Genomic DNA, 26,955 nt, shown 5'->3' on the forward strand with positions numbered 1-26,955 from the left:
CCCTGACCACAACTCGATCACTGGAGGATCGACCATGGCTGACATCAGCCCTACGCCCGCCTGCGCGGGCGGCCAAGCTCGTATCTCGGACATCCGCTGGAGCAGCCGTATGCACGCGCAGGCGCTTGTGCCCGCACGGCTCTTCTTCTTGTCGAGCCGGACGGAGGCCGAGGGCCTCGACGCCGTCCTCCCGGCGTGGAGCGCGTTCGCCGAAGAAGTGGAACAGTTCCTCGACCTGTTCGGCGATCCGGTCGGCGGTGAGGACCCCCGCGACGAGGTGTTCCGTCATTACGCGAAGTGGCTCTGGTCGCTTCTGCAGCCGACGCCGCCCTCGCGGGCCGAGGCGGAAGCGCGGCTGAGGGTCCTTAAGGAGGCTGCCGACTACCCGGGCGGCCATCTGATCCATCAGGCGCTCCGCCGCGCCGACACGGTGATCGACCTGTTCGCGGTTCCGAACGATCTCGAGCGAACGCCTGTCCGGCCTGCGCTGGCTGTCGTGAACTGATCGCAAGGGGCGGCGGCGTGGCCGCTGCTCCGCATCTCCATCTTTCGAGAACAAGGAGGATTGCCCATGGCGATCCGTCTCTCCGCGCGCGGGCTCGACTTTCCCGAACTCGACGATCCCCTCAACCCGGAGTTCCCGGACGCCGCACCTCTCTGGCGCTTCCCGGACATTCCCTCGAAGGTCGTCTCCGCGAACGCCTCGGTCATCGGCAGGGCAGGGGAGGCGCTCGTCGACAGCGTGTTCCTGCGCTACGGCCTCATGCCCCTCGACGTGCCGGACTGCCTCCCCTGCGACCGGCTGGTCGCGCATCCGGACCGGCTGATCCCCGTGCAGGTGAAGACGACCTGCTCGCCCGGCAAGTGGGGCTACACCGTCCACGCCACGCGCGGCTATCGCGGCAGCCCCCAAGGCCGTCGAGCCTATACGGTCGGCGACTACGACATCTTCGCGATCGCCATCCTCGACCGAGGCGCGGTGGTCTTCTCGGCGCAGTGGCGCTCCCGCTACACCGTTCGGCACGAGACGGTGGAGGCCGCGCTCGCAAACCCTCGTGCGACGCTCGACCGCTGCTTCGATGAGCTCGACATGCGCCTGCCCGACGAGGCGGCCACGGAAGCGGCGCGGTTCGCGCGGTTCGAAGAAAGGTGCCGGAGGGCAAGCCGATGATTGAGGCGTCGCCCCTGCTCGACCAGCCCGCGCTCTCGCCCGCCGACTGGCGGCGCCTGTGGCTGCTCGCGCTTCACCTCGGGTCGATGACGGAAGACGACAAGCTATCATGGCGCTCCGGGCGGGGCGGCACCCACATCGATCCCGCCGCGCTGCTCGACGCGGACGCGGAGCGGGAAGAGACGTTGCCCCTCGCCGCAGGCCTGTCGACGGACCGGATTGCGTCGATGGTCGAACGGCGGGTCGACCCCCACGCTGTCCCGGTCGGCGGCCATCCCGAGACGCGACGTGCCGTGCCCGTGGGCGCCATGCTCGCCGCCGGTATATTGTGCGACCTCTTCGGGCGGCGCTTGCCATCCGAGGTGCTGCGCCCCGGGACGATCACGCTGCTGCGGCAGGACCTCGACACGAAGGAGACGGCAGATCGCGAGGTAGGAGCCGTCGAACTCGCGCTGCGCGCCCTGCGGAGCGTGCCGGGATGGGAAGAAGTCGCCCACCCGAAAGAGGTCGAGGTGGTTCATGCGTCCCCGAAACGACTGCATCGGCTCGACACCGTCATCGAGGAGGCATTGGAGCTCGGAAAGGCCGTCGTGGTGATCGGTCCGGACGCCGAGGCTCTGCCTTTCTTCGCTCGTCCCTTGGTGGAAGAGGTGAGCGACTGGTCCGCATCGACGGTCGCGTCGGTGATGGGCGTCATCCGAACGACATGTTCGCTGACAGGCCGCATGGCCGAGGACGCGGTGGAAGCCGCCCTGCCGTCCGACGACGCGCTCGGACGCCTTCCGATCCCGACGATCGCCGCGGCGTTCGCGGGCTCGACGACGACGCTCGAAGTGGCCGACCGTCTGCACGACTTCGCCGAACGGACGAAGTCCATGGAGGCTCGTCCGACGGATCTTGTGACACTGGACGATGTCCACGGCCAGCCGGAGGCGGTCGCGGACCTGCGCGGGCTGCTGGAGGACGTCCGCGACTGGAGGGCAGGGCGGCTCGACTGGGGCGAGGTGTCGGCCTCGCGTCTGCTCCACGGCCCCCCGGGATGCGGCAAGACGATGATCGCTGCCGCCGTGGCCGGGAGCGCGGGACTGCCGCTGATCGCCACGAGCTACGCGGAGTGCCAGTCCGCCGGGCATATGGGCGACTACCTCGCCGCGATGGGGCGTCGGGTCTGGGAAGCGATCCGCGACGCGCCCTCGGTCTTCTTCCTCGACGAGATCGACAGCTATTCGGTGCGGGGCGGGGGCACCAACGATCGGCGCTACTCGACGGCGGTGGTCAACGGGTTGCTGACGGACCTTACCAAGCTTGCGGCCACCCCCGGCGTGATCGTGCTCGCCGCGACGAACGATCGGTCCCGCGTCGATCCGGCGGTGACGCGGGCCGGGCGGCTCGACCGCCACGTCGAGATCGGCCTGCCGACGCGGGACGGGCTCGCGGCCATCCTGAGTGTTAGCCTCGGCATCCTCCCGGGGTCCGCCATCGACGCGGCGGCTGCGCGGCTCACCGGCCTGTTTGGCGCCGACGCGGCGACCGTCGCGAAGGATGCCCTCGGACGCGCGCGGCGGGACCGAGTCTCGGTCGCGGTCGAGCATCTCGACGCGGCCGTCCGCGCGGTCGTGCCCGACGACCTCGCCGCCGAGGAGGCCGCCGTCGCTGCGCACGAGGCGGGCCACCTCGTGGCCATCGCGGCGCTCGGCCTTCCCACGTCCCGTCTCGCGCGCCTCCACCCGCACGGCGGATACGTGGACGCGCCCCTGCCGCCGCGCCGGACGCTCGCGGACGTGGAGGCCGTCATCGCGATGCTGCTCGCCGGTCGCGCGGCGGAGGAGATGATAGGCTTCGGGGGATCCGCCGAGGCCGGGGACGGGCCGTCGTCCGATCTGGAACGCGCCACGGTGGAGGCCATCCGGATCGAGACGGAATATGGGCTGGGCAAGAGCGGACTGTTCCACGCGCCGGTTGCCCGTCACGAACGAGGCGCCCTCCCGACCGAGGTCCGGGCGCGGGTCGATGCGACCCTCGCACGGGGCATGGCGACGGCGCGGATGGTGCTCGAAGACAACCTCGACCTCCTGGGGCGTGTCGCAGGTGCTCTACGCTGCGAGCGAGAGCTGGACGCGGACCGGATCGCCAGCCTCACCATGGGAGTCGTTACGTGTGGGTAGGTGCCACCGAGCGCCGACGCCACTAGTTCGCCGATTGGTCGAAGCCTTGCACACCAGGGATGCGTCCCGGGCTCCGATTGTATCCCGCGCGCTTGAGGAGACGTCGAACCGTGGATGGCGAGATGCCGAACGTCATCGCCAAGGTCGCCGTGGGGATGAGTGGATCGGCCCGGACGGCGTCCAGCAGTTCCGTCTCACCCTTGTCTGACAAGCCGCGGGACCGCGACCCGCGCGGCGCCGCAGGGGCATGGCGGCGCAGCGCGAGCATCGCGCGGATCGCCCCTGCGCTCGCCGCAGTGCGTCCGTCGATTCCGTCACCAAGGCTGACGAGGGCAGCGCCGGCGTCCTCAATCGCGGCGACGGTATTCAGTAAGCCTCGGAGGCGGGGTGCGAGGCGTGCGAGGTCCGGAACGGTAATGACGTCGCCGGGGCGCAGGCATGCGACCAACTCGGCGAGCTGCGGGGCCGGGGAGGCGGTGTGCTGCAGGCGCTCGATCACGACACGCCCCGTCCCCGCCCGCCTCAAGGCGGCCCGTATCGCATGGGCGGTCTCCGCATCTGCCAGTGTCCAAGCGTAGCCGATGGCGCCCTTCACGTCGATCGGGGTTGGCGCGCCTGCCCCACGCGGGGCGAAGGGCGCTTCGTCCGCCTCAACCGCCATGCGGCTGATCGTGCTGGGGTGGACGCCGTAGTCATAGGCAAGCGTCTTCACGGGGACTGGCGGTCGCTGCGACCGCGCCGCGCGGATCGCCGCCACGTCCTCCGTGTCCAAGGCGGCGGGACGACCCGGCGCCCGTCCCTCCGCGCGGCTCTCGACCTGACCCGCGGTGATCGCGTCCGTCCGCCGGCGAGCCACGAACCGGGCCAAGGCGACCAGCCCCGCCGCCGCATCCGAGCCGGGCGGAGCATCGATGCCCTCGACGATCGACCGGATACCCGCGCCCCGTCCGAGGACGCGCGCGATTGAGCCAAGCGCGACGTCGAGCCGCCCGCGATGCCCGAGCACGAGCACACTCTCGACGGTCACCATGTCGCCGACGCCGAGACGATCCAAGAGGTCAGCCCACCCCTTGCGTCCCGAGACGGGGCCAAACGGATCCTCGGTGATTAGATCCACCCCGGCGGCGAGAAGCACGGCCCGCTGTCGGCTTCCATCACACGTTCGGTCCAGGGGGCAGAGATATCCGAGAGTGCTCACAACTGCCTCGTCCGCGAAGTGATGATGGCTATAGGTCGGAATTCGACTCAGGCCGGTCGGTGAAAGCTGTCGGTTCCACAAAGGTATACCCATTGGGACACTACCCGCGAAACGCTGCACACCGTCGGTGCTAGGATATACGAGATTTCATGGACTGCCTGATGCCAGCCGTGACGACATCCGGTCGGTCGAACGCGATTGGCCAGCGTTCCCGAGCGGTTTTCATCACCCCCCGATCTGTTCGAGTAACTCGAGGCGGTCAGACGTGATCCACGACTCCGCGATCTGGCCATTTTCGACGCGATGCACCGCGATGGACTTGAACGCTACCTCTCGCCCCGTGGCGGGAATGCCGAGCAGCTCGCCGGTATGGGTGCCCGTCACCTGTCCGATCACTGTGACGACGTCGCCTGAGACATGGACGTCGTCGACGACGTAGGCCATGTCGCTCATGCCCGCGCGGTTGCTGTCGATCACATTGAAGAGCTGCCCCGCATCTATGCCGTCCGGGCCGGCCGCCAGACCGTAGCCGATCCAGTCCTCCGCCAGCATGTCCGACATCTGCGCCTCGTCCTCCGCGTTCAGCGCCGCGTAGTAGCGCTCCACCATGTCGAAGGCCTGTCGTTCGCTCAGCAGCGGAGAGGCCAACGCATCGGCGAAGTGGCCGACGTCGGGCGCCGCCGAACGCAGGCGCAGGTAGCCCAGCACGAGGTTGTCACGCTTCGGGTCGAGGATCAGCACCTCGCCCTCGAAGACGCGGAATTGGGTGAGCTCCTCGATGCTGGTGTAATGCGACACGATGAGCAACGGGCCGTCCCGCTCGGGATCGCCCTCCCACGCGGAGATGCGAGCCTCCAGCGGGGACACGTCAGGGCTGCCTTGCAGGCTCAGAAGCAGGTTGAGGTCCGACGTCGTCTCCACTGGTATCGCCTCGGCGATGGCGGGCTCCACGTCCGCCATGCCGCGCAGCAGGCTGTCCACGGTCTGCTGGTTGCGGCACCATTCCGAGACCACGATGCGCGCGGGCACGATATCGTTCGACGCCAGCAGGGTCCCCATGTCGCGCATGTTCGCCCGCCCCTCGGGAGACATGACGCGCTGATTGGCGCAGTCGGTCGGGGCGACGTTCGGCTCGTCGAGCTTGGACCAGTCCGTGGGACCGTGGCGCATCAGGAACACGAGGTCGCCACGCGTAAAGATGTCGATCAGCTGCTGGTAAGGCTCGAAGCGCAGGCGGTCGGTGACCTCGCGGTCCATGCCCTCCGCCACTCGGACGGAAACCGCCATCTCGCCCATGTGCGTCCTGATCTGGCTGACGTTGGGGCCGGTGATCTCCTGCGCCGCCGCTGCGATCGGCAGCGCCGCGCAGGCGAGCGCGAGGAAGGTGGTGCGAAGGGTCATCTGCGGGTCCTTTCGTATGCCGGGTTATATCGTAGCGCTAGGGCGGTGGTCGGTCTGACGTGCGGTGGTTCGGGTTCTAGTCCGCGCAGGGCTGCAGGCGATCGGCGTCGCGGCTGCCGTTCTCGATCCGGATCGCGATCTGCGTGGCGCGGTCGAGGCAACCGAGGGTCGCGCGGTCCGGATCGGCGATGGGAGGTCGGGTCGTGGGCCCGCAGGCACCAAGCCAAAGGATCGTCATCAGCAGGAGCCCCAGGTGGGCGGATCGGGTCATCGGTCGTCTCCTTCCTTGGAGGGGACCTCCGCCGCCGGACAGCATCGACCAAGGGGGTGCGGGCCCGACCCATGGCAGCGCGGGCTCAACGCTCCGCCTCGATCTCGGCCATGCGGCTCGCGTTCTGCGTCTCGAACATCCAGCCGGGATATTCGGGTTTGAGCTCGCTGACGGCGTCGAGGTCGTCGAGGTCCTCCCGCTCCAACGTCACCCGCGTGGCGCCGACATTATCCTCCAACTGCTCGACCCGCTTCGCCCCCACGAGCACGCTGGTCACCACTGGCTGGTGGAGGAGCCAGGCGAGCGCGGCCTGCGCGACCGTGCAGTCGCGGCGTGTGGCGACCTTCTCCAAGGCGTCGATGATGTCGTAGGCGCGCTCCTTGTCGACGGGTGGGAAGTCAAAGTCCGCGCGGCGTCCCTCGCCCGCGCCGCCGTCGCGGCGATACTTCCCCGACAGGAAGCCGCCCGCCAGCGGGCTCCACGTCATCAGGCCGATCCCCTCGGAGGCGAGCATAGGCACGATCTCGCGCTCCACGTCACGTCCGGCGAGAGAGTAGTAGGCTTGCAGCGACACGATGGGCGCGAGGCGGCGGGCTTCGGCGATGCCCACGGCGCGGGCGACCTGCCACGCGGCCCAGTTGGACAGGCCGAGGTAGCGCACGTCGCCGCGCCGCACGAGCGTGTCGAGCGCCTCCAAGGTCTCCTCGATGGGCGTGGCGGGGTCAAAGCCATGGATCTGGTAGAGGTCGATGTGGTCGAGTTGCAGGCGCTTCAGGCTGGCTTGGGCCTGGTCGAGGATATGCCCGCGCGAGGCGCCACGGGTGTTCGGGCCGTCTCCCATCGCCCCATGGACCTTCGTGGCGACGACGATCTCGTCGCGGCGGACATCCGCGTTGCGGAGCGCTTGCCCGACGATCTCCTCGCACCGGCCCTCGGCGTAGACGTTGGCGGTGTCGATGAAGGTGATCCCGGCGTCGAAGGCGGCGCCGACGATGGCGTCGGCCTCCTCCTGACCCAACTGGCCGATCTGGCCCCACATTCCTTCGGAGCCACCGAAGGTCATGGTGCCGAGGCACAACTCGGAAACGAAGAGGCCGGATCGACCGAGGCGGCGTTGGCGCATATGGAATGTCCTTGGATGGTAGCGGGGGTGCGCGCCGACCGGTCCGGTCGGCGCGCGGCGTTGGGTGGCCGTCGTCAGGCGACGTTGCGGGCCGCGTCGCCGTAGGAGACGTCCATCACCTCGCCCGCGAGGTGCCGGGCGGCGTCGGTGGTGAAGAAGAGGACGGCCTCGGCGATGTCCTCGGGCTCGTGGTGGCCGATGCCGAGCGTGCTGCCCTGCGCGATCATCTCCGACACCGCGTCGAAGGTGGGGTTCTCGACGCCCGGCATCATCTGGGACAGCGTCGCCGCGTTGTCGGCGAAGGGCGTCCGCACGAGGCCCGGGGCCACGACGTTGCACAGGATGCCCTCGGGTCCGTAGGCCATGGCCGCGCTTTTGGCGAAGCCGTTCACGGCCCACTTGGTCGCGCCGTAGCTGCCGAATATGGGGTTGCCCGTGCGCGACAGGCCCGACGAGATGTAGATGATCCGGCCGCCGCCGGCGTCCCGCAGATGGGGCAGGGCGGCTTGGGTTGTCTTCATGTAGCCGCCCACGTTGGTCTCGTAGAGGGTCGAGATCCGCTCGGCGGCGACGTCCTCGATGGGGCCCGCGTGGCCCACGCCCGCATTGGCGAGCACGATGTCGAGGCTGCCGAAGAGGTCGACGGCTTGGCTCATGGCGTCCTGCAGGTCCGACAGGTTCCGCACGTCGCCTTGGTAGGTCATGCACTGGGCGCCGAGGCCCTCGATCCAGGCCTGCGCGGCGGCGAGGTCCGATGGGCCGGACAGGGCGTAGTCCACGTGCGGCAGGTTCGGCGTCGCGATGTCGAACAGGACGACGTTCGCGCCGGCCCGCGCCATCGCCTCGGCGGAGGCGAGGCCGATGCCGCGCGCCCCGCCGGTGACGAAGGCGGTCTTGCCGGACAGATGGCCCGACGGGGCGGCGTCCTGCGCGCGGGCCGCGCCCGCGCCGACCGCGGCCGCAGTGGCGGCAGTGGCCGCGAGCGCCCCGCCGAGGGCGAGGCGGCGGGCGGGGTCGGCGGGGCCGTCTTGCGGGAGGTCGTGGGTCATCGGGGGACTCCTTGAGCCGAGATAGGTCGCGCCGGGATCGGCGACCGAGCGGCGACTGGGGCCGCGTCGTACGCGGCGGGGAGGGCGAGGATCGTCGGCATGGCGGTCGCCGCGCCGGGTCGATCGAAGTGTCCCAGCAACGGCCACGTCGTGAGATTGGTTCTACGCGGGATGACACCTTGCCGGGCAATTTGGCGTTGCGATATCTGCAACGAATGGCCGACCCCGACATCCAACTCTTTCTCCGCGTTGTGGAAACCGGCAGCTTCAGGACCGCCGCGGCGGAGGCGAAGGCGGACCCCTCCTCGGTCACCCGCCGGATCGCCAAGCTGGAGGAGCGTCTGGGGGCCAAGCTTCTGATCCGCTCCAGCCGACGGTCGCGGCCCACGGAGGCGGGGCAGGCCTACTACGACGGGATCCGCCGCATCGCGGACGAGCAGGTCGCGCTCGAGGCCGAGATAGCCGGCCTCGCCGACACGCCGCAGGGTCTCCTGCGGGTCACCGCGCCCGCGGATTTCGGCGCGCGCTTCGTGACACCCGTGGTCGATCGCCTCCTGTCGGAGCATCCGGACTTGTCGGTCGAGTTGAACCTCGGCAGCGACTTCGCCGACCTGCGCGAGGCCAACATCGACGTCGCGGTGCGGATCGGCTCGTTGACGGACAGCGCGCTGATCGCCCGCCGGTTCGGCGAGGTGCCGCGCGCCATCGTCGTCGCGCCGTCCTACCTAGAGGCGGCCGACCCGCCGAGGCGCCCCGAAGACCTCGTCCGCCACCCCTTCGTCTTCTACCGCCCTGCCCCGGAGATGACGCTACACCTCGCCCGGGGCGAGGAGCGGGTCACGGTAGCCTTGAGCCGGTACCGCGTCGCAGTGAACAGCATGTCGGCCTTTCGGGAATTCATGCTATCGGGCCGTGGAATGGTGCTCTCTCCGCTGTGGGCCTGCGAGGACGCACTGGCGGACGGTCGGCTCGTGCGGGTGCTGCCGGACTGGAAAAGTCCGGCCTTTCCATTGCACGGCGTCTTCCTGCCAGGCCCCTTCCGCCCGGCGAAGCTACGCGTCTTCCTCGAAGCGATGGCGGCGCAGGCAAAGGCAGATCCGTCATTGTCTGGCGCGTAGAGGCCTGCAGCACGATGTGAGGTTAGTGCTACTTTGGCCTAGCGCCCTGTGGACACCGAAGATCGACGGATAGGGGGAGCGGCAATCGTTCCTGTGACTAAGTCTCTCTGCCGGGCGGGCTTCGATTGCCGACGGTCCCTCTCCGCATGAGCACTTATGCAGGATGCATCGGGATCGTTTCGGTCAGGTGCAGGTCTGGAGCGCGCTCACAGCAGTTCCGGACGGGTGTCATCGGGTGACGGGGGCGGAACCGACCCTCATGGAACGTATCCCCGTCGTCACCGACCCATACTTGATGAAACGTTCCGCATGCGGAACCGCCGTTCAGGGGCACGCCCCGGCCCTTCGGTTTGGCCTCCACCATGCTATTGCCGCATCCCAGGAGCAGGGATGAGGCAAGAAGACGGGTGAAGCACGCATCATGACGATCAGCCCTGAGGATGGCGATTACTGGACCAACCTCTCCGGTGCCTCGGTCGAGGACCGAGACGGTCCGCCTGCACCCGCGCTAAGCGTCGAGACCATCGACGGCGTGGAGCCGCTCGGCACTCAACTCGGCGTGGCCGAGCCGCTCACCGTCCCGCCCTCCCTGCACGAAGCGCTGTTCGGCCAGCCCGGCATCATCGATGGCCGCGCCGTCCTGCCGCTCCACACCTACGCCGTCCTCGACGCCGCCAAGGTGCCCGGCCTCCCCGAGATGCTGGAGGCGTCCGGGCTGGACTACGCCTGCCTGTTCCTGGGTATCGCAGCCGAAGACTACCGTGACGTGGCCCCCTACCTAGTGCGATTGCAGGAGGGGCACGGCTTCACCCGCAAGCTGTTCAGCCAGGGCGACGCGCCGTGGGAGATGTGGGACGCGGGGCTTGGTATCTTCCTGAGGTCGCAGGGGACGCTGGACGAACTGCGCAGGCACCTGCGCAAGTTCACCCGCGTCCAAGACGACCGGGCCGGCGGCGCAGCATGGGTATATCTGCGATTTTGGGAGCCGACACTTCTCACGGTTTTCGCTGCGCGCGCCGCGGCGGTGGGGCAGTTTTGGGAAGCGTTTGCATTTGCAGGGTCGATCGTCGTCACGGACCCGTTTCTGCGGCGGGCGCAGCTGATCCGGCTCGAGGTGGAACGGGGGGCAGCGCGGCTGCCTTTCGTCATCGACGGCCCAATGCGCGCGGCGATGCGCGAGCAGCGGATTGAGAGCTTCGCGCGGCGCCTTGGGAGCGAATTGCTGAAGGAGAGTTGGGCCGAAATGGACCGTTGCCGGCTGCTGGAGGTTGTGCGGCGAGCGCTGCGGCTAGGTCTCGACCATCTGATGACGGACACACGGCACCTGGCCCGGTTCGTCCGTGTGGCGCTGACAGCGGAGGCCGCCGATCCTTCGTGGCAGCTGCGACCTGACGTGGCCGCACTGTTTAGCGAGGGCCACGATCCGGGCCGGCTGCTGCCAGAGTTGGAGCATCGCGTTCGCGCGCCGCCCGTGGCAGGAGCGCGCGCATGAACGACCTGACCGCCATCTCGCAAGGCTGCCCCTGTGCATGCTGCCCGCGCTACGAAGAGTTGCGGATCTGGGCCGACGAGTTGGACGAGATCGCCGTGCGGATCGAGCAGGACCGCGCGTTCTACATCGACGTCAAAGCCGACATCATCGAGAACGGCTGGGAGTCCGAATACGCCAAGATCGGCGTGAGCGGCTACCGCGACCCCACTGTGCCGCACGTCAACCAAGCGGCCGTCATTCAGCACATGACGGAGTTGCCGACCGAAGCCATCTTCGCCGAAGACCTCACTCCGGTCATGCTGAACGATGCAGCGGCGCAACCCGGCTTGACGTCGGTGATCCGCGAGCGCGCGCAGGCGGCGCGACGCATCGCCGAGCGGGGGCTGTCCCACTGCGGGGGCGATCCGGACTACACCGGGCAAGACGCCGACCCGGTTCTCGACTACTTCTGCACTCTCGACCCGGACAAGGTCGACGACGACGTCTGGGACGCTCTGTTCGAGATCGGCTGGATCGACCGCGCCACGTGGGAGGATGTCGGTTATCAGGTCGTCTCCGCGCGGTGGGCGAGGGCCGAGCTGATTGCAAGCCTTGCTGGGCTGGTCTTCGTCTGGCGCTCCGCGCTCACGCGTCTCGCACGCAGCACCCCGCGCGGGCTGATGCGGATCGCGCGCGGGCAGGCGCAGCGCTTGGCGAACCTCGCCCGACGCACGCCGCCAAAGAAGGTGCCGCCGCCGCGCCGGCTTCAGCGGCCCACGCCTCGCGAGATGATCGACGAAGAGGCCGGCATGATGCATGGCTTCATGGGCGTGGGCCACGCCCGCCCGTGGAGCGAGATGTCCGCGGTCGCCAAGAAGAAGTTCCAGCACAGCTATTCGCGGCACGCCCGCGAGTTCGGCCTACCGTCCTGGAAGGGCAGCCAAGCCGCCGATTTGCAGGCGCAGTTTAACGCTGCCGTGGGGCGGGTTCGATCGTCGGCGGACATGGTTCGCATCCGCTATAAGCCCGTCGACGGGGTGTCCGCGCGGATGCGCTACTTCGAGGCCACCTTGGACGGGCAGCGGTTCTACTATTACGAACTGCTGGATGTAGGCCGATTTATCAGCGCGGGCCGAGTGCGATGAGCGAACACACCGACGAGGATCTGATGGCCGTGCTGATCGCCCCCCGCGATTGGGTCATCTACGATGCCGCGGTGGCGGTGTTTGATCTTCGGCCCGCGCAGGAGAGCTACGAACTGCCACAGTTCACGGACGGAGCCGACGAACTGACCCACGACGTGTTGCAGGCACGGCTGCGTGCATCGCCGGAGGAACGTTACGACGTCTATCTTCACGCCCCCACCGCGTCCGGCGTCGTCATTGGAGTGCGCCCGGACGGGCTGCTCTTCGGCCTGCCATGGCCGATCGGGGTGGAACGGATTGAAGCGTTCGCTGCCGAACAAGGCATCACGGACGGCTACCTGTGGGGCGACGCGCCGCTGCCTGAGACCGTGGCGGAGGCGCACAAGCGGCAGAGATGGACGCAGCTTGGGCGGCTGGAGGCAGGGCGGCTCGTGTTGGGGCCAGGCTACGAATCGTCCGACTAGAATACGAAGCGTCGGGCCCAAACATCCGTCACCGAAGAACCAGGGCTCGAATTCATAACTAGGAACTGACGGTTGCACATCGGGGACGCGCTCGTAGCCGTTCCAAATGGTTGCAGCCCAACAATACGGGGGCTTGGAACGGTTCCGATGTTCCCCAAGGGTGCTTGGCTGCCCCTTGGAACGATCCCTGGGCGGGTCTAGATCCGAAAGGAACACCTTTTGATGTCCCAGCTGGAGAGACTGCGGTTCGCTTCCGTTCTCGACGCGAGTGGCCTCCGATCTGTTCACAGGCTCACCGTCAGCATCCTCCATGTGATCTTGATGATGCGCCTTCGATCCCATTCAAAAAGGGGATCGCCGCACCCAGTCCATGGCACGGAGAACCGGTCACGTGCGCCGACATCCGGGGGCGGCACGCTCTTCCAAAGACGGACGCAATCCTTGCGCCGAAGGAAAGATCGCCATCCTCCCCCGGTTCGCCTTCCATTCCGGACTCATCGTCATAGAGACTGAAGGCTGACGCCGGGATCAGCGCTGCCTTCGGTCTTCCTCCGTGCCGTCCACCTCGATCGCCACCGCCATCCCCCGCGCGTCCCGCGCGTCGGATGTCGTGCGGATCGAGGCGGCGCTGCGGACGGTCGCGCGCCTCGTGATTACCGACGAGACCTACCTGCCGATATTCGAGCGGCTCCAGCGGGAACATGCGCAGGCGAAGGCCCGCGAGGATCAGCTCGCTGAGGTCGCGCGTTGGGCCGCGGAGTGATCACAGCGCGATCCGGACCACCGCGTCCCGAAGCTTCGGAAGAGAGGCACCCTTGCCGTAGCGCTGCCGCCCGCCGAGCGAATGGCCCATCAGGTCGCGGCGGATGCGCTCGTCCACGTCCGCGTCGAGGAGGCGATCCTCGAACGCATGGCGTAGTCCGTACATCGTGTGCTTGTCCGTCTCCGCGAGCCCGTTGGCGCGCAGGGACTTGTTCACCGCGGCGCTGAGCGAGGTGGGATCGTCGCGGTAGCGGGGGAACCCATCGGGGAAGTGCCGGATCGCCTCGAGGGAGGCGCCCACGAGGGGAATGACCCGCTCGCTGTCGCGGTTCTTCAGCTGCCGCCACGGGCGTGGCTCGATCGAAATATGCGGCACGTCCGCATTGAGCCGGATCGCATCCGCATCGAGGCCCGCGAGTTCGCTCGGTCGCGCGCCCGTGTTCACCATCGCGAGGAAGATCGCTCGCGCTTCGTCATTGAGACCACCGCGCCTTCCCGTCCGGAATGCGTCCAACGCGAGCAGGCGATCGCGGATCCACGCGGCGGAGAAGGGAAGGCGTTCGGCGGCGCGCTTCCGCACCCCCACGAGCCGGAGGTGCTCCAGCGGCAGGTCCGCCTTCAGTCGCCGATCGTCCACCACCGCGCGCAGGACGCCCTTGATCGCCGCGAACGCCTTCTCCGCGGTCTGCGGCGTCACCTCCTGCCGCTCTATCCGGGCGATCCACCAATCCCGGTAGCGCAGCACGTCGTCACGGCTAAGAGCATCGATCCGGACGTCCCCCACCACCGCCTGCAGGTCCGCGAAGGCGCGCACCCGGGGGTTCTTCCACCGGCGGACCTGGTCGCCGGACTTGCCCATGATCCGGTCGCGCGCGATCGGCCAGAACGCCTCGAGCACGCCGGAGACGGAAAGCGCGTCCTCGCCAGCGCCGCCGAGAAGGGCGTCCGCATCGACTTGGTCGGGTATGCCGTTCTTCGTCCGAACGCCCTCGACGCGGCCGAGCAGATCTTCGAGGGGCAGGGTAGCGACGTCCGCGGCAGGGCGGTAGACGATCCCCTTCCGCCCGGCGAGCGCCTGCGCGGCGGCAAGGCGGCCCGCAGCATCGCCATGCGCACCGGAGAGGCGCGCTTCCCAGGTAACCACCAGCTCGTTCCAGACCTCGCGAGCCTTCCGCTCGGCCTCGCTACGCGAATCCGTGTGCAGGGACAGCCACAGGTCGCGCCGATCCTCGACGTCGAAGAAGCGCTTGGGCACCCGACGGCGGAGGTGCCAGGTGCTCCCCCGGAGGTGAAGACCAGGGACGGACGCGTTGGGCATGGGTGGAGCCGTGATCTGCTGCTGTGTAGCAGATTGTGTAGCGAACTTGGGCTCTAATGGCTAGGCTGACGACCGGATTCCGAGCTGGCGGCGCCCACATCTCATTGATATTTGGAGGAACATTCCCATCCGCCGCAGAAGGAAAGTGGCGGAGACGAAGGAGCCCGGCGATCCACCGCAGCTGCCGTCATCCGCCCTCACACGGATCCTACAACAGTCTATCCTACATATGTTTTTTCCGCCTGCTGCCCCGACGGGCGGCCAGGTGACCTTAGTGCAGGCCAACCCCGTTCTGTACCTTCCTCCGGGCAAGCGGAAGGAGTTCAGACATGTTGACAGTGAAGCAGATCGAGGCTGCAAGCTATGGAACGGGGCCGGACCGGATCGCCGATCTGAACGGTCTGTATCTTCGCTTGAACAAGGGCGGATCGAAGACCTTCCAGGTCCGCATGACCGTCGATGGGCGTAGCCGATGGAAGACCATCGGGCGGTTCCCTGAACTCTCCCTTCGTGATGCTCGGCTGAAGGCGGTTCTGGAAAAGTTAGGTGGAGGCGAAACTGCTGATGAGAGCGTTGTCCGCAGCCCTGACGAGGGAGCTGCGTTCAGTGCCGTCCGACCTGTCGATGCCGACCACACGACCCTCCGCGATGTCGCAAAGGTGTGGTTCGAACGAAAGCGTCGCGGGCTCTCGAACGGCAAGCATGCCCTCCAGAACTGGACGACGATCAACGACTATGTCCTACCGGCCCTCGGGAACCTCCGCCCGTCAGAGATCAAGAGCCGTGACGTGATCCGCGTGCTCGATCCTATCTGGCGGACGAAGCACGAGACCGCGCGACGCACCCTTGGACGTCTGCGCGAGATCTTCGAGTTAGCCATCCTCCACGAACTCCTGGAGGTGAACCCTGCGGTCTTCAATCAGCAAATGGCGTTCGGGCCCGTTCAACGTCAGACCAAGCACATGGCGGCCCTCCCATGGGAGCGGGCTCCGGAGTTCTGGCGGTGGCTGACGACGCATGATTGCAATGAGGACGTTCGTCAGATGATCATGGCTATGGTCCTGACCGGCAAGCGAACGTCTGAGGTGAGAACCGCCAAGTGGTCCGACCTCTGCTTGGAGACAGCTACATGGACGACGACCAGGGAGCGGATGAAGAAGCGTCGACCGCATCGTGTGCCGATCTGCGCGCAGCTTGCGGTTGTATTCGACAACCTCGCGTTGCTGGGAGGTCACCATGACGATCCCGACGGCCCGGTCTTTCCGCGCCCGAAGAACAAGGGAGGGGTGATCGACGAAAACAGGGCGCTGATCGAGATCAAGAAGTTTGATCCTGAGATCACCGGGCATGGCATGCGGTCGACGTTCCGGACTTGGGCACGCAAGCAAGGCGTCTACTCCCAAGACGTGATGGAGTACGCGCTGTCCCACGAGAAGGATAAGATCGTCGACGCCTACTTCCGTGACGATCTACTGGAGGAGCGCCGGCCGATGATGCAGGCTTGGGCCGACTACGTGACGGGTGGTGAGGAGCCTGCACGTCTCGCCGATACGATGGCGATCATGTCTCAGCGGTAGGCTTCTGGCGTTCAGATGGAGCCTGACCCCGGGAGATCGTCGAAAGCTCTCTCGGGGTCGGCGTGAGCCCGTCACGCTGCGAACGGATCCACGGTTTCCAAGTTCAGGATGTAGTCTTCGACGTCGGCTTCGATCCAGCGGATCGTGCGCGTGCCGATCCGCCGTGGTCGCGGAAAGAGTTCGTCATCGACCATCCGGCGTTCGAGCGTAGACTCGCTGATGCCGAGCATGTCGATTACACTCCACCGATCGATCAGACGGATCTTGGAGCGTGAACTTGAACTCTCACGAGGGTTCCTGCGCGGGAGCCCATCAGGTGTAAGTTCATCAGGATTGGAGCAGTGAGACATCGTACGTCAGCCTTATAGTGGTTTGCGTACACTTCGACGTATTCCTCGAGTACTTGAGAAGGAAGGAAATCCACCATGTTTTTCGAGGCAACCTCGATCTTTTTTGGTGGGCACGGCCAGTCCCTTGTAGGGTCATTTCTTCTGGACTAACTCTATTTCCCTCGCTTCGAATATGCGCGACAAATCCCGCTCAGGAAGGATGCCGGATCGGTGAGCGGGCCACCGTGCGCATCCCGATCAGGCCGCCTGGGTGACGTCGAGACTTCGCGCCCATGTCGCACCGCAAATCTAGATATCTGGTCATTGTAATCCCGATGCGAGAACTGGCCAAAGACGCCGCCCGACGCTCTTCATCGACGCGCAGTTGAGTACTATAGTACGTGCTCGGACCGAGGCGGGATCAGCGACATGATGGAGACCCCTGCGCGCATCGAGCCCTGCGGCATCGAGGAGTACGTCCCGACGGACCTCATCGATCTCGTGTCGGCGATCCGTCAGGAGGCGAGCGAGGTAGGGCGCGGCGTCCACCCTCGTGTCCATGCAGAGCTTCAGCGGGTCGTCCGGATCGCGAACGCATACCACTCGAACCTAATCGAAGGTCACGAGGCGTTTGCCGAGGACATCGAAGCCGCGCTCGTCGGCGAGGTCGCCGGGCATAGATCACTCGCGGAGGAGGGCGCCGCCCATGTCCGGGTGCAGCAGTGGATCGACGATCTTGCGGATCGGGACGATCTACCGGAGCCGACGTCCGTCGAGTTCGTCCTTGAACTCCACCGACTTCTCTACGAGGCCATGCCTGCTGAGTTCCGCTTCGTCTCGCACCGGGAAGATCCTCTCGAGATCGTCCCCGGCGAACTGCGCAGCGAGGAGGTTGCCGTCGGTCGACATCACCCACCCTCGGCGGATCGACTCCATGCGTTTCTGAACCACTTCGCTCTGCGCTACCGCGGCCTGACCGCTGGTCGCGTGGGACAGGTTCTCTCGATCCCCGCCGCGCATCATCGCTTCGCCTACCTCCACCCGTTCTTGGACGGCAATGGAAGGGTGGGACGCCTCATGACCCACGCGATGATCCGTAGGGCGGGGATCGGTGGAAATAGCCTCTGGTCGATCTCGCGTGGTCTCGCGCGGGGCTTGGAAGACCCACGCGAGTACATGGCCCGGATGGATATGGCCGACACGCCACGCCAGGGCGACAGAGATGGCCGGGGCAACCTGTCTCTCGATCGCCTCACCCGGTTCAGTGCCTGGTTCCTCCGCGTGATGCTGGGCGAGGTGAGGTATGCGACCGTCGTCTTCGACGGCGAGGCGCTCCACGACCGATACGTCGCACTCGTGGAGGACACCGTGGGAGACCCACGGGCGGGAGTTCTTGTCTCGCACCTGCTCCGTTGTGGAGGCTTGTCCCGAGGGACCGTGCCGTCCGTCATCGGGACAGCGGAGGCGGAGGCGAGGACCGTCCTGCGATCGGTCGAAGTGGCTGGGATCGTCAATTCCATCCGTCCGGAGGCTGACGTGCGCATCGCGTTCCCGCTCGGGCAGAGGGCGCGTCTGTTTCCCGAGCTCTTCGAGTCCCAATCGATCACCACCGCCGAGTAGTTCGACCGGTCGTCCCACGTCCGGAGTCGACTGGATCGGGCTAAGCCCGATCCAGTCGTGAACCTCAGTCGAGCGCCGGGGCCCGCCGGTCCCAAGCCATCCTGACCGCGATCCGCCGGTCGATGTCGCCGAACCAGTCCACCTCCAGCCCGCATTGCCGCAACGTCGAGGTCAGGTCCCTTCCGAGAAACCGGAGAGCATCGGACACGTTGCCCACCGTGCCGATCGCGCCGAAGGCCAGATTGAGCGGGCCGCCTTCGATCACGTGGTCGACGTCCTGCTCGTGGAAGTAGACGTACGGCATCGGTCCGTCCTCCCACGATGATCGCCCTTCCCAGATTGATCGAAGCTCGGCTTGGGCGCAGCCCATGCAGCAGCAGAAGTCCTCGCCGACGAAGAGGCCCTTCATCCTACAGAAGCCAAGAGCGAGTTTCAGGCGGAGGTCATCCGTCACCTTTGGCCCTGTCTCGGCTATCCGACGAGCCCGCGCGATCTCGGCCTCCACGATGCGGTCTGCGTCCAGCCAATGCCAGTCTGCGGCCACCGCGGTCCAGTCGGCCAACTCAAGCAGGTCTGCCCGCGTCGCTTAGCCTCGTCTCAGAGCCCGGCGAACCTCTTCGCGCACTGCTGCTTCGGCATGACAGTCGCCGTCCTCCTGATCTTCCGCTACTGTATGGGTGCAGCATTCGTCGTCTGCCGAACCTCCGGTCTGATCCTTGGGAGGCGTCGTCGTCCGGTTGTCGACCATATTGTCCATCCTGTCAGTGCCATTTTGCTGACGAGGACAATGGTCGAAAAGGACGGGCTGACGGGTGGTCGTGTCGGGCCGCAATGCTGGCCCGAAATGGGCCAGAATCATCTTTTGCAGCAAGATCTATGTGGGGCCTAGCTGCTTGGCCGACCCATCACGCGGTCCTAGACTATGTTGGGTCGTTACAGTCCGCGGTGGTTGCGTGATCTTCGCAGTTGCGCACCGGATTGCTAAGCTTGCGTAAAGAGATCGGGCAGGGGGCGGGGGGGCTGACTGTCTTTCGCGGAAGATCGTCGGCCTCCGCATCCTGCCACGACATCGGGGCTCCTTGCTGCGCCTCCCTCGCCGCAGTCCGCACGCCAGCATCGCACTGCGCTGAGGTGCTCCCCGATCCTTGGAGAGGATCTGACGTGATCTAAGCTACTCTCCGGGTCTGCTGCTGGTTGGGTTGCATGATCGTCGTGCCGGTGCGGTAGACCACGTTCGGCGGCTGTCCGTCGAAGGCGAGGTGCTGCCCGAACGCCGATGCCCGCAAGATCACCCGCTAGGAACACGAGGGCGCGCGAGACGTCGCCCGCGCTATCGCCAAGACCGACGCCTACGTCATCTCCATGCGGCTCAGGAAGAAGGTCGAGATGCTCTTCGCCCACCTCAAGCGGATCCTCGGGCTCGGACGGCTCCGACTACGCGGACCATGCGGCGCCAGCGATAATTTTGTTCTCGCAGCCACTGCCCAGAACCTACGGAAGCTGGCCAAGACCTTCCCCTTCCCGCCCGACTCGGCAACACCCTGAGCAGGAGGGCTGATCAGCCAGCATCACCAACGACTTGCCGCGCTTGCGAACACTTCTTCTTTGACAGAATGGGCGGAAAGCGGTCGTTCGCTGCGGGTGCGGGATGGCCAAACTAGATAACCAAACTGCACAAGCGGGAGGTTTCAGGTCGCCTACGACTTCGGCGGCCAGGTCTCGATTTCCTCTGCCTCAAACCATGCCCGCTCAATCAGCATGCGTCGAGCTGCTTCGCAGTCGGTGGTATAGTAGACGATTGCAAGGCTTTTACGGGCACGACTGCAGACAACGTAGAAAAGGCGCCGCGTTCGGTCGATGCCGGTTTCGGAACCTTCTGCCTCCTTTTTCAGATCAGCAGCGGTTTTCGCCGTCACGCCGAAGAACTTATCATAGCTAAACAGGAAACCTCGGGCTTCGTCATCGCTCAGTACGACCATGACCCGTGGAAACTCTAACCCCTTCACCCCTTGGTGTGTGTCGAACCGCGAAAGGCCCCGGATATAATCATCGTAGGCCTCGACCTCTGCGAGCGAGGCATCGAGCGCCTCACCCCATTCGTCCGGTTCGGCGGCCTCGGCATCAGCGAATGGCTGCAGCGCATCGGGGATCGTGAGAAGGTTGGTCGCGGCTACGTGGTGCAGCACAGCGCGAAGGCTTGGGGAAGTTGCTCCGGAGACGAGCGCGCCAAGGCCGTCGCACGCCGCCTTGGCCTCGGAGAGGATGTCGCGCTGTTGATCGCCCGCCGTCACAAGACGCTCGTGTGCCAGAAGCGGAGAATGGCGGCGAACACAGGCCGCGACGGCGAACCGGTCCCCATCGCGAAGCGCTCGGACGAGCGGCAGCACGTCGCCCGTGAAGAACCGCAGACTAGGATCCGTCCCGTTAAGCAGGCTGGTTCGACTTGCATTGATGCGGTTGAGCGGCTCGAAAAGCGAGGCGAAACCGAGCCGCCGCGCCGACATCAGATGCTCGAGGGCCAGTGTTTTCACCGCCCGCCCGTCCGCCTGCCAGTTCCGGTCCCCCGTCACCTCCGCCATTCGAACCCGTATCGCGTCCTCCGTGGAAGATGCGTCTGCGCCGTTTGGAGGAACGAGGAACACCCGGACATGGCCCGTCGCTGCGTCCGATCGCGCAACTTGAACTTGCCCATCGTCGTCGGCCCGCACGGCGTTGACGAGCCGGACGATCCGCGCCGGGCAACGGTGGTTCATCGCCTTGCGCGGGCGCTGCCAGTCTTCGGGGATCGCGTCGGCGAGGTCGGGTTTGCCGTCCATGTAAATGCGCTGCATCGTGTCGCCGAAGAGGCCGAGGCTGATCTCTCGGGGGTGATGCCGCTGAAGTGTGAGCAAACCGTCCATGAGCCGGGCAGCGGTGTCCTGGCTCTCATCGACGAGCAGAACCGGATAGCGGCAAACGACCTGACGACGTAGCCCCGCCCGTTCAGTGAGGAACGCCGAGGTCATCGCGATCACCTCCGCGTGGTTCAAGGCGTCACGCGTTCGGTTGTCGCCGGTTGGACTATAGATGAACCGCTCAATAACTCCCAAGCCCGCGAGACGCGCACGCCTCCGCTCCAGGTCACGCTCCCGTCGCCGTGCGGTATCGGTACCCGCACGTCCCTTACGAATCTGATCTTCAAGGGCTCCAATTCTTTCTCCGAGCTCGGCTCGCACCCATTCCCGGATATCCTGGTCATAGCCACGTATCAGCGACCATGCGAAGGCGTGGATGGTGGAGACCTCGACCCGGGGATCGAATGCCAAACGCTGTCGGATCTCATCCGTCGCAGCGTTCGTATATGTAATCACGGCGATCTTCTGGCTGGTGAGGCTAAGCCGTCTGCCTTGCCGTTCCAGCAACTCCGCGATGGCGCCGACGAGCGAGCGGGTCTTGCCTGATCCCGCACCGGCATAGAGGAAGAAGCTCTGCGGCGCCGTCAGATCGAGGCAGGCGCGGATCGTCTCGTCTGCCGCGGCATCGTGTCGATCATCTGGGACCATATTCGTCATGACCCGGCATGCCCATCCGACGCCGCGTCCGCCTGCGCCGGTAGAACCTCGATCTGCTTCTTCCTCACCCTTTCTTGCAGCCAAACGAGACCTTCTGCGATGTATCCCGGCACCTCCAGATGCTCGAATGCGATCGCATCCAGGACGTCGAGGGCGAACTCAGCCTTTTTCCCGTTGCGCAGGGCATCGAAGGAGGCCTCTCCGAGTTGCGTGGCGGTTCCGCCGGCCTCGATGGCGTCGCGGAAGCGCCCGACGAGGCCGGAGCCATTCATGGCGGCGAAGATGGCGAGGTTCTCGAAGACGAGGGCGTCCTCGAACGTATAGGGATGGGCGGTCGTTGGAACCGTATCGCCCGGCAGGACCACCGCCACGGGAGTCTGATAGGCAACACGGACTGCGAATAGGGGATCATGGTCGGGTGCTCGCACACGTCTATGCGCATCGATCATGAGCAAATCGTCGATTGCGTCGATTTCGGGAACCCACTGCCTTAAAGTCGCATTGTTCGTCGTCTGGCCCGCGCCGGGAATTGGAGGCGCCGCCTTGCCGGACGTACCGTCCTGGCTGTCCAGGTCCGTAATGACGAGCGTGAGCAGCCCCAAATGCTCGATGAGAGGGCGCAGCCGATGGGCGTGGCTGCCGCCGATCTCCAGGAGGGTCACGTAGGCACGGGAGAGATCAGGATAGCGCATCCGGATGAAGTTCGGCATCAGCATCCGCTCGGCGGGTCCTTCGACGAGAATAGCGGCGTCGGCGAAGAAGAGGTCGCTGTGCTGAGCGCGGAGATAGCGCGTCACGAACCTTGCGGTCTCCGCCTCGTCGCCAAAGACACTCGATAGGTTTACCACCGCCGAGACTGGTATGGGCGCGCGCATGCCGGCCGGCAGTCTGCGGAAGTAACGCAGGCAGGCAAACGGGACCTCGTGCGCGACGTGGCTCGAATGGGTGCTCACGATGAGTTGCGTGTGTAGGCGCCAGTTATCGCCGAGATCGTCGTGGGCACGAAGGACCTCGTATGCCTTGTTGATGAAGACCTGCTGGACCTGTGCGTGAAGATGCGCTTCGGGCTCCTCAATGAGGACGAGGTGAAGCGGCTCGAGGACCGCAGTCGGTTCGGACAGCGCGACCTTCCCCACCCGCATCCACGCGTCGCGGAACCCCATGAGCCGGAAGATCATCGAGATCAGGTTCTGGTAGCCCAACCCGTTGTTGGTCTCCGGCAGCCGCAGCACCGGAGCCACTCCGTCGCCTTGCGCGCTGACGTCGACTTCGAACGTGACGGCGGAGGCATGGTTGAGGCCGTCGACCGCCCGGAGCCGGGTCGAAACCTTCGGTCTGGGGTCGGCGACGCCGGGGTAACCCATGCTAGCCACCTCATCGAAGGCGGCGGTAAATGCCTCGGTCAGCTGCGCGTCGAACTGATCCTGCGCCGTCTCAAGCGCCTGCAATGCACCGAGGTCGCCTTCGGTCGGACCTCTCGTCGGATCGAGATGTTTGGTGTAGTAACTCCGCAATTGGTCGGACAGGCGGCGCGCCGATGTCGGGACCGGCATATCCTCGTCGTCCTCATGCGACCCGTCGCCGCCGAACCCGCGCTGTGCGGGAATGTCGTGGACTTTGATGAGGCCCCGCAGCGGCTCCCCATCAAGGGGTTGCGACGTCGGCGGCAAAGGCTGCGGCTTCACTTCGCCTGTGTCGGACACGCCCTGCAGGCCGTCGGGATCGAGGATGTAGGCTCTGATGCCGAAGCTGCGCGACAGGCGCCGCGCGAGGTAGTCGTTGAGTGCTGTCGGCCAGAGCGTGAGTTTGAGAGGGGGAAGGTCGTTGCCCGCAACGTCGTGCTTCTTCGACGCTATCGCGCGAAGCGATTCCGCCTCCGTCACGGTCTCGACGAAGTCTTTGTACAGGCCTTCCAGGTCGGACGGCTCGTAGCGCAGGCGCACACCCAACAGACCGCCGTTCCAGTCGAGCGTCGGGATCAGGTCGCGGACGTGGTGCATCTCTCCGGCATCCACCTCAAGCCAGAGGTCGAGGGTTGGTAGGAACGAAACCCAACGGTCGAGCACCAGATCGACCGTCTCACCCCGTTCATTCGCCTCGAGCCATGATTGGCCAATCCGGTTGATGCCGGGCCAGTGACATAGGGTAAAGTCGTGGATCTCGAATGGGCAGTGGTTCGGCACTAGGAACCGGCGCAGCGCGAGCATCGCCGAACTCTTTCCGCTGTTGTTGGCGCCGACGAAGAGGGTCTGCTTCGCATCAAAATCGACCCGGACGGAAAGGAGTTTTCGGAAGTTCGCGACCTCCACGAATTTGATCTGCAAAGGTGTTCTCTCGCGTCAGTTTCCTGGAACGTCGAAGGGCGCTCACAGGCGGGTCCACTGGGGTGTATGGTTGTCATGCAGAAAGTCCAGGTGGCAACCAGAAACTGTCAGCGCTCGAAGACTGACCCACCTGTCTAGCGATACAACGTGCCCTCAGCCCCGTTTCCTGTTCAAGATTTGGGTAGTCCGCCCTGAACATCATGCCGGGCGCGCGATCGGGCAGAGAAGCTGACCTTCGCTGTGGCGCTGCGCAGAGTTTCTCGCTACTTGAGGTTCGCTGACGGAGTTTTGCTGAACGATTCAACCCGTAGGTAGGGCAGTTAAATATACATGGTGCGATCTAGCAGCCGCAAGAATTCTCAGAAAAGGAGGCAGAATGGCCATTGGACAAATGAATCCTCTGCTTACCGATGGGCATATCGATCAAGCTTAATGGGAATACATATATGTTGAGCAACATCTGGATTTCCGAAATTTAGTCATGTCCACGAATTTCTTTTGAAGCGTAGAAAGGGACCAGATGGGCGAAGCGAAACAACGACGCGAGCGCGAGAAAACGGCCGGCAGACGCTGCGCGCCCATAAGCAGAGCCCGATTCAACCTCCTATCAATGGGAACAAGGGCGCCAATGGCGATCCTATGCGAAGAGTTGTCGTGGTGGTCGATCGATGGCGAGGCCCTAATCGGCATGGTCGGACGCGACCGTATCGATGAAGATTACCTCTGGATGGTCCTCGCCCGTGACCGGATAGGCCGATTCCGTTGCGCCGCGTTAGGTACTGACCTGACACGTAAAGACGTCGCTGAACGTCGGCTGTGGCTCGAGATGACGAAGGTCATCGACCAAGGCGAAGTTTCTAAGTTCGGCGAGCAGGGCGACGAGACAAACAGCCCGCTTGACCCGTTCCACGTTCCGGCGACGTTCGATCGAGCCAAGCTGCATCCTTACTTCGTTCAGCTCTCCAACAACGCGGGCAACGCTCCGGCGCGAAAGGTCATCACCGAACTCGCCTTGTGGCTGGCGCCGAAGGACCCGCACTTCGTCCGCGAGTTCCAGACCAACGGTTTCGATCAACGCCTATGGGAGCTCTTCCTATGGGCTTCGTTTAGGGAGTTCATGCTAGAGGTACGCCAGTTGGAGGCCCCCGATTTCCACTGCGCCAGGCCGGGCATCGCCTTCACAGTCGAGGCCACGACGGTTGCGCCGTCCGCTCAGGGTCCGCTCGCCGACCACCCGGACCCGCGGACGCCTGAAGAGCTCCAAGCATTTCTACGCGACTACATGGCAATCAAGTTCGGAAGCGCGCTGACGGCGAAACTGAACAAGCGCAACGCTGCAGGAGACCCGTACTGGGATCGTGACGAAAGCAAAGAAAAACCGTTTGTGATCGCGCTGGCGGATTTCCACGCGCCCGCTACGGAGGAGGGTCCGGGTTCCATGGTCTACACGCAATCTGCGCTATGGGAGTACCTCTATGGCCTGAGGACCGAGCACAGCCGCGACTCCGGCGGCAGTCTGATGATCGAGAACCACCCGGTCGAGGAGCATGTATACGGGACCAAGACGATTCCCTCAAACTTTTTTGCGCTCCCGAATGCACAGAATGTGTCGGCAGTCATGTTCTCCAACGCCGGCACGCTATCGAAGTTCGATCGGATGGGGGTAGCGGCAGGCTATGGCGCCCCTGATCATCGGTATTTCCGTCGAGGCTTCAAACAAGACCCCGACCCCAACGCGGCCATGGGGAGATTCTTCGCCGTCGAGGTCAGCGCGGAGGGGTATGAGGAGTATTGGACGCAAGAAATCCAGGTGTTTCACAACCCGAACGCCGAAATCCCGCTTCTAGAAGAAGCGATGCTTGGCGCAACCCATCATCGGCTTGTGGATGGACGTTTCGAATCCCTATGCCCCGCCGACGCCGTCCTCAGCTCAATGACGATGATCCTCAGGATCACGGATGACGACGCAGTCGTCGAGAAGGCAAAGTTGTAATGCCGAACGGACCATTCATCGTTCCGATCTCCGATCTCACCGGTGCCGACATAGATCGGCTCGTCTATGATGGGATCCCGGAGGGTGCGCAGGTCGATTTTAATCAGGATCTCTCGGAGAAGAGTGGTGGTCTAAGCGGATGGCGACGTGGCGAGCGGAACGTCTCGGAGAAAGCCATACGGGAGCTGTGCCGCATGACGGTTGGGTTTGCGAACACCGACGGCGGAACGTTAGTCGTGGGGATACGGGAGACGGAAGACCACCCTTCCCGCGCCGAGGTTATCGACCCCTTGCCAGCCGTCGCCGAACTGGCGGACAGGGTTCGCCGGTCGCTTCTCGATCGCATAGACCCCCCGCTCGACCGCGTCGAAGTGGCTGGGATCGTGACCGACGGAGATGCCGGTGCCCTCGTCATCCGAACACCTCCGTCGTTGAACGCGCCTCATTCGGGTACGGCTCAAGGACGGCTTCGGGGTATACATTCGGCGGGAGGATCAGACCGTGGAGGCGACCATGCGCGAGGTGCACGACATCGTCCTCCGACGCGAAAGCGGGATCGAGCGGTTCGAGCGAATGTTTCACGATGCCCGGCAAGCCTTTGAGGCGCGGATACTTGAGTTCCGGAGCGGACCGCTTGACCCTCCTCACAGCCAGCGCCTCAGAGCCCTAGACGGTCCCGATGAGATGCCCCGGTGGGCCGTCGGATGGTCGATCCACGTCGCACCGTTGACACGAGCGATGGTTGACTTCGAGAGTCTAAGCGAGTTTTCCGGCGGGGTGAAGCGCCCCGAGTTTCCCGGAGGCTGGTTGGTTTGAGTTACGCGGCTCGCTGCTGCATGTCGATCCGGTCGTAGTAGGTGGCTTCGGCCTCTGCGGGCGGGATGTTCCCGATAGGTCCGAGCAGG

23 protein-coding genes and 1 pseudogene are annotated in these 26,955 nt (G+C 65.3%); 13 read left to right on the top strand and 11 right to left on the bottom strand.

Annotated features, from left to right (window positions below; genetic code table 11):
- Positions 1–34 precede the first annotated feature (34 nt).
- The 3 genes from JQC91_RS08770 to JQC91_RS08780 all read left to right on the top strand — a co-directional run bounded on the left by JQC91_RS08770 (position 35) and on the right by JQC91_RS08780 (position 3,336).
- A complete protein-coding gene (locus JQC91_RS08770) occupies positions 35–505 on the top strand; it encodes a hypothetical protein (protein ID WP_203286419.1) in 471 nt (156 codons plus the stop codon).
- Positions 506–571: 66 nt separating this feature from the next.
- Positions 572–1,171 (top strand): hypothetical protein, encoded by a 600-nt coding sequence (locus JQC91_RS08775; RefSeq protein WP_203286420.1) that lies wholly within the window; start codon positions 572–574, stop codon positions 1,169–1,171.
- Positions 1,168–3,336 (top strand): AAA family ATPase, encoded by a 2,169-nt coding sequence (locus tag JQC91_RS08780; RefSeq protein ID WP_203286421.1) that lies wholly within the window; start codon positions 1,168–1,170, stop codon positions 3,334–3,336. Before JQC91_RS08775 ends, JQC91_RS08780 begins: the two co-directional genes overlap by 4 nt.
- Before the next feature lie 22 nt (positions 3,337–3,358).
- On the opposite strand, the gene JQC91_RS18255 is transcribed toward JQC91_RS08780, so the two are convergent.
- The 5 genes from JQC91_RS18255 to JQC91_RS08805 form a co-directional block, all read right to left on the bottom strand.
- Positions 3,359–4,471 carry a recombinase family protein gene (locus tag JQC91_RS18255; protein ID WP_203286422.1) on the bottom strand — a complete coding sequence of 371 codons (1,113 nt, stop codon included), beginning with the start codon at positions 4,469–4,471 and terminating at the stop codon, positions 3,359–3,361.
- A 288-nt stretch (positions 4,472–4,759) separates the two neighbouring features.
- The gene (locus tag JQC91_RS08790; RefSeq protein ID WP_203286423.1) at positions 4,760–5,935 is read right to left on the bottom strand and encodes an ester cyclase; all 1,176 of its coding nucleotides are present in this window, start codon (positions 5,933–5,935) and stop codon (positions 4,760–4,762) included.
- A gap of 76 nt (positions 5,936–6,011) precedes the next feature.
- Positions 6,012–6,206, bottom strand: coding sequence for a hypothetical protein (locus tag JQC91_RS08795; protein WP_203286424.1), 195 nt, complete (start codon positions 6,204–6,206; stop codon positions 6,012–6,014).
- 85 nt (positions 6,207–6,291) lie between these two features.
- A complete protein-coding gene (locus JQC91_RS08800; RefSeq protein ID WP_203286425.1) occupies positions 6,292–7,329 on the bottom strand; it encodes an aldo/keto reductase in 1,038 nt (345 codons plus the stop codon).
- A gap of 74 nt (positions 7,330–7,403) precedes the next feature.
- The gene (locus JQC91_RS08805) at positions 7,404–8,378 is read right to left on the bottom strand and encodes an SDR family NAD(P)-dependent oxidoreductase (RefSeq protein WP_203286426.1); all 975 of its coding nucleotides are present in this window, start codon (positions 8,376–8,378) and stop codon (positions 7,404–7,406) included.
- A 215-nt stretch (positions 8,379–8,593) separates the two neighbouring features.
- Between JQC91_RS08805 and JQC91_RS08810 the strand changes: the two genes are divergently transcribed.
- The 5 genes from JQC91_RS08810 to JQC91_RS08830 all read left to right on the top strand — a co-directional run bounded on the left by JQC91_RS08810 (position 8,594) and on the right by JQC91_RS08830 (position 13,339).
- Positions 8,594–9,496, top strand: a complete 903-nt coding sequence (locus JQC91_RS08810) for a LysR family transcriptional regulator (protein ID WP_203286427.1) — start codon at positions 8,594–8,596, stop codon at positions 9,494–9,496.
- Positions 9,497–9,917: 421 nt separating this feature from the next.
- Complete coding sequence (locus tag JQC91_RS08815) at positions 9,918–10,988, top strand: DUF4123 domain-containing protein (protein ID WP_203286428.1); 1,071 nt, start codon at positions 9,918–9,920, stop codon at positions 10,986–10,988.
- The gene (locus JQC91_RS08820) at positions 10,985–12,112 is read left to right on the top strand and encodes a hypothetical protein (RefSeq protein ID WP_203286429.1); all 1,128 of its coding nucleotides are present in this window, start codon (positions 10,985–10,987) and stop codon (positions 12,110–12,112) included. The genes JQC91_RS08815 and JQC91_RS08820 overlap by 4 nt, the downstream gene beginning before the upstream one ends.
- Positions 12,109–12,576 carry a hypothetical protein gene (locus tag JQC91_RS08825; protein ID WP_203286430.1) on the top strand — a complete coding sequence of 156 codons (468 nt, stop codon included), beginning with the start codon at positions 12,109–12,111 and terminating at the stop codon, positions 12,574–12,576. Before JQC91_RS08820 ends, JQC91_RS08825 begins: the two co-directional genes overlap by 4 nt.
- Positions 12,577–13,129: 553 nt before the next feature.
- Complete coding sequence (locus JQC91_RS08830) at positions 13,130–13,339, top strand: hypothetical protein (RefSeq protein WP_203286431.1); 210 nt, start codon at positions 13,130–13,132, stop codon at positions 13,337–13,339.
- Here the strand turns inward: JQC91_RS08830 and JQC91_RS08835 are convergent, their stop codons facing one another.
- Positions 13,340–14,656 (bottom strand): DUF6538 domain-containing protein, encoded by a 1,317-nt coding sequence (locus tag JQC91_RS08835; protein ID WP_203286432.1) that lies wholly within the window; start codon positions 14,654–14,656, stop codon positions 13,340–13,342.
- Between the two features lie 329 nt (positions 14,657–14,985).
- Between JQC91_RS08835 and JQC91_RS08840 the strand changes: the two genes are divergently transcribed.
- On the top strand, positions 14,986–16,233 hold the full coding sequence (locus JQC91_RS08840) for a site-specific integrase (protein ID WP_203286433.1): 1,248 nt from the start codon (positions 14,986–14,988) through the stop codon (positions 16,231–16,233).
- 71 nt (positions 16,234–16,304) lie between these two features.
- Here JQC91_RS08840 and JQC91_RS18120 read toward each other — a convergent pair whose 3' ends face one another.
- Positions 16,305–16,583, bottom strand: a complete 279-nt coding sequence (locus tag JQC91_RS18120; RefSeq protein WP_275296985.1) for an AlpA family phage regulatory protein — start codon at positions 16,581–16,583, stop codon at positions 16,305–16,307.
- Positions 16,584–16,991: 408 nt separating this feature from the next.
- Between JQC91_RS18120 and JQC91_RS08850 the strand changes: the two genes are divergently transcribed.
- Positions 16,992–18,182: a Fic family protein gene (locus JQC91_RS08850; RefSeq protein WP_203286435.1), complete on the top strand. Its 1,191-nt coding sequence runs from the start codon at positions 16,992–16,994 to the stop codon at positions 18,180–18,182.
- A 64-nt stretch (positions 18,183–18,246) separates the two neighbouring features.
- On the opposite strand, the gene JQC91_RS08855 is transcribed toward JQC91_RS08850, so the two are convergent.
- Both JQC91_RS08855 and JQC91_RS18125 read right to left on the bottom strand, forming a co-directional pair.
- Positions 18,247–18,591, bottom strand: coding sequence for a hypothetical protein (locus tag JQC91_RS08855; RefSeq protein ID WP_203286436.1), 345 nt, complete (start codon positions 18,589–18,591; stop codon positions 18,247–18,249).
- Between the two features lie 757 nt (positions 18,592–19,348).
- Complete coding sequence (locus JQC91_RS18125; protein ID WP_275296986.1) at positions 19,349–19,474, bottom strand: hypothetical protein; 126 nt, start codon at positions 19,472–19,474, stop codon at positions 19,349–19,351.
- Between JQC91_RS18125 and JQC91_RS08860 the strand changes: the two are divergent.
- Positions 19,425–19,727 (top strand): annotated as a pseudogene (locus JQC91_RS08860) (transposase); the annotation flags it as partial. The gene JQC91_RS18125 and the pseudogene JQC91_RS08860 overlap by 50 nt on opposite strands.
- 152 nt (positions 19,728–19,879) lie before the next feature.
- On the opposite strand, the gene JQC91_RS08865 reads toward JQC91_RS08860, so the two are convergent.
- Both JQC91_RS08865 and JQC91_RS08870 read right to left on the bottom strand, forming a co-directional pair.
- Positions 19,880–21,733 carry a UvrD-helicase domain-containing protein gene (locus tag JQC91_RS08865; RefSeq protein WP_203286437.1) on the bottom strand — a complete coding sequence of 618 codons (1,854 nt, stop codon included), beginning with the start codon at positions 21,731–21,733 and terminating at the stop codon, positions 19,880–19,882.
- Positions 21,730–24,057: an AAA family ATPase gene (locus JQC91_RS08870; RefSeq protein WP_203286438.1), complete on the bottom strand. Its 2,328-nt coding sequence runs from the start codon at positions 24,055–24,057 to the stop codon at positions 21,730–21,732. Before JQC91_RS08870 ends, JQC91_RS08865 begins: the two co-directional genes overlap by 4 nt.
- A gap of 628 nt (positions 24,058–24,685) precedes the next feature.
- Between JQC91_RS08870 and JQC91_RS08875 the strand changes: the two genes are divergently transcribed.
- Positions 24,686–26,050: a hypothetical protein gene (locus JQC91_RS08875; protein ID WP_203286439.1), complete on the top strand. Its 1,365-nt coding sequence runs from the start codon at positions 24,686–24,688 to the stop codon at positions 26,048–26,050.
- A gap of 513 nt (positions 26,051–26,563) precedes the next feature.
- Positions 26,564–26,866, top strand: a complete 303-nt coding sequence (locus tag JQC91_RS08885; RefSeq protein ID WP_203286485.1) for a hypothetical protein — start codon at positions 26,564–26,566, stop codon at positions 26,864–26,866.
- Positions 26,867–26,955 lie beyond the last annotated feature (89 nt).

Origin of the sequence: Jannaschia sp. Os4 (assembly GCF_016820245.1) — a bacterium.
In the GTDB taxonomy this organism is placed as follows: Bacteria; Pseudomonadota; Alphaproteobacteria; order Rhodobacterales; family Rhodobacteraceae; genus Jannaschia.

Excerpts from the sequence above, each read along its gene's own strand:
- JQC91_RS08770 (WP_203286419.1), top strand. The coding sequence starts at position 35 with ATGGCTGACATCAGCCCTACGCCCGCCTGCGCGGGCGGCCAAGCTCGT.
- JQC91_RS08775 (WP_203286420.1), top strand. The coding sequence starts at position 572 with ATGGCGATCCGTCTCTCCGCGCGCGGGCTCGACTTTCCCGAACTCGAC.
- JQC91_RS08780 (WP_203286421.1), top strand. The coding sequence starts at position 1,168 with ATGATTGAGGCGTCGCCCCTGCTCGACCAGCCCGCGCTCTCGCCCGCC.
- JQC91_RS08790 (WP_203286423.1), bottom strand. The coding sequence starts at position 5,935 with ATGACCCTTCGCACCACCTTCCTCGCGCTCGCCTGCGCGGCGCTGCCG.
- JQC91_RS08795 (WP_203286424.1), bottom strand. The coding sequence starts at position 6,206 with ATGACCCGATCCGCCCACCTGGGGCTCCTGCTGATGACGATCCTTTGG.
- JQC91_RS08800 (WP_203286425.1), bottom strand. The coding sequence starts at position 7,329 with ATGCGCCAACGCCGCCTCGGTCGATCCGGCCTCTTCGTTTCCGAGTTG.
- JQC91_RS08805 (WP_203286426.1), bottom strand. The coding sequence starts at position 8,378 with ATGACCCACGACCTCCCGCAAGACGGCCCCGCCGACCCCGCCCGCCGC.
- JQC91_RS08810 (WP_203286427.1), top strand. The coding sequence starts at position 8,594 with ATGGCCGACCCCGACATCCAACTCTTTCTCCGCGTTGTGGAAACCGGC.
- JQC91_RS08815 (WP_203286428.1), top strand. The coding sequence starts at position 9,918 with ATGACGATCAGCCCTGAGGATGGCGATTACTGGACCAACCTCTCCGGT.
- JQC91_RS08820 (WP_203286429.1), top strand. The coding sequence starts at position 10,985 with ATGAACGACCTGACCGCCATCTCGCAAGGCTGCCCCTGTGCATGCTGC.
- JQC91_RS08825 (WP_203286430.1), top strand. The coding sequence starts at position 12,109 with ATGAGCGAACACACCGACGAGGATCTGATGGCCGTGCTGATCGCCCCC.
- JQC91_RS08835 (WP_203286432.1), bottom strand. The coding sequence starts at position 14,656 with ATGCCCAACGCGTCCGTCCCTGGTCTTCACCTCCGGGGGAGCACCTGG.
- JQC91_RS08840 (WP_203286433.1), top strand. The coding sequence starts at position 14,986 with ATGTTGACAGTGAAGCAGATCGAGGCTGCAAGCTATGGAACGGGGCCG.
- JQC91_RS18120 (WP_275296985.1), bottom strand. The coding sequence starts at position 16,583 with ATGTCTCACTGCTCCAATCCTGATGAACTTACACCTGATGGGCTCCCG.
- JQC91_RS08850 (WP_203286435.1), top strand. The coding sequence starts at position 16,992 with ATGATGGAGACCCCTGCGCGCATCGAGCCCTGCGGCATCGAGGAGTAC.
- JQC91_RS08855 (WP_203286436.1), bottom strand. The coding sequence starts at position 18,591 with ATGAAGGGCCTCTTCGTCGGCGAGGACTTCTGCTGCTGCATGGGCTGC.
- JQC91_RS08865 (WP_203286437.1), bottom strand. The coding sequence starts at position 21,733 with ATGACGAATATGGTCCCAGATGATCGACACGATGCCGCGGCAGACGAG.
- JQC91_RS08875 (WP_203286439.1), top strand. The coding sequence starts at position 24,686 with ATGGCGATCCTATGCGAAGAGTTGTCGTGGTGGTCGATCGATGGCGAG.
- JQC91_RS08885 (WP_203286485.1), top strand. The coding sequence starts at position 26,564 with ATGCGCGAGGTGCACGACATCGTCCTCCGACGCGAAAGCGGGATCGAG.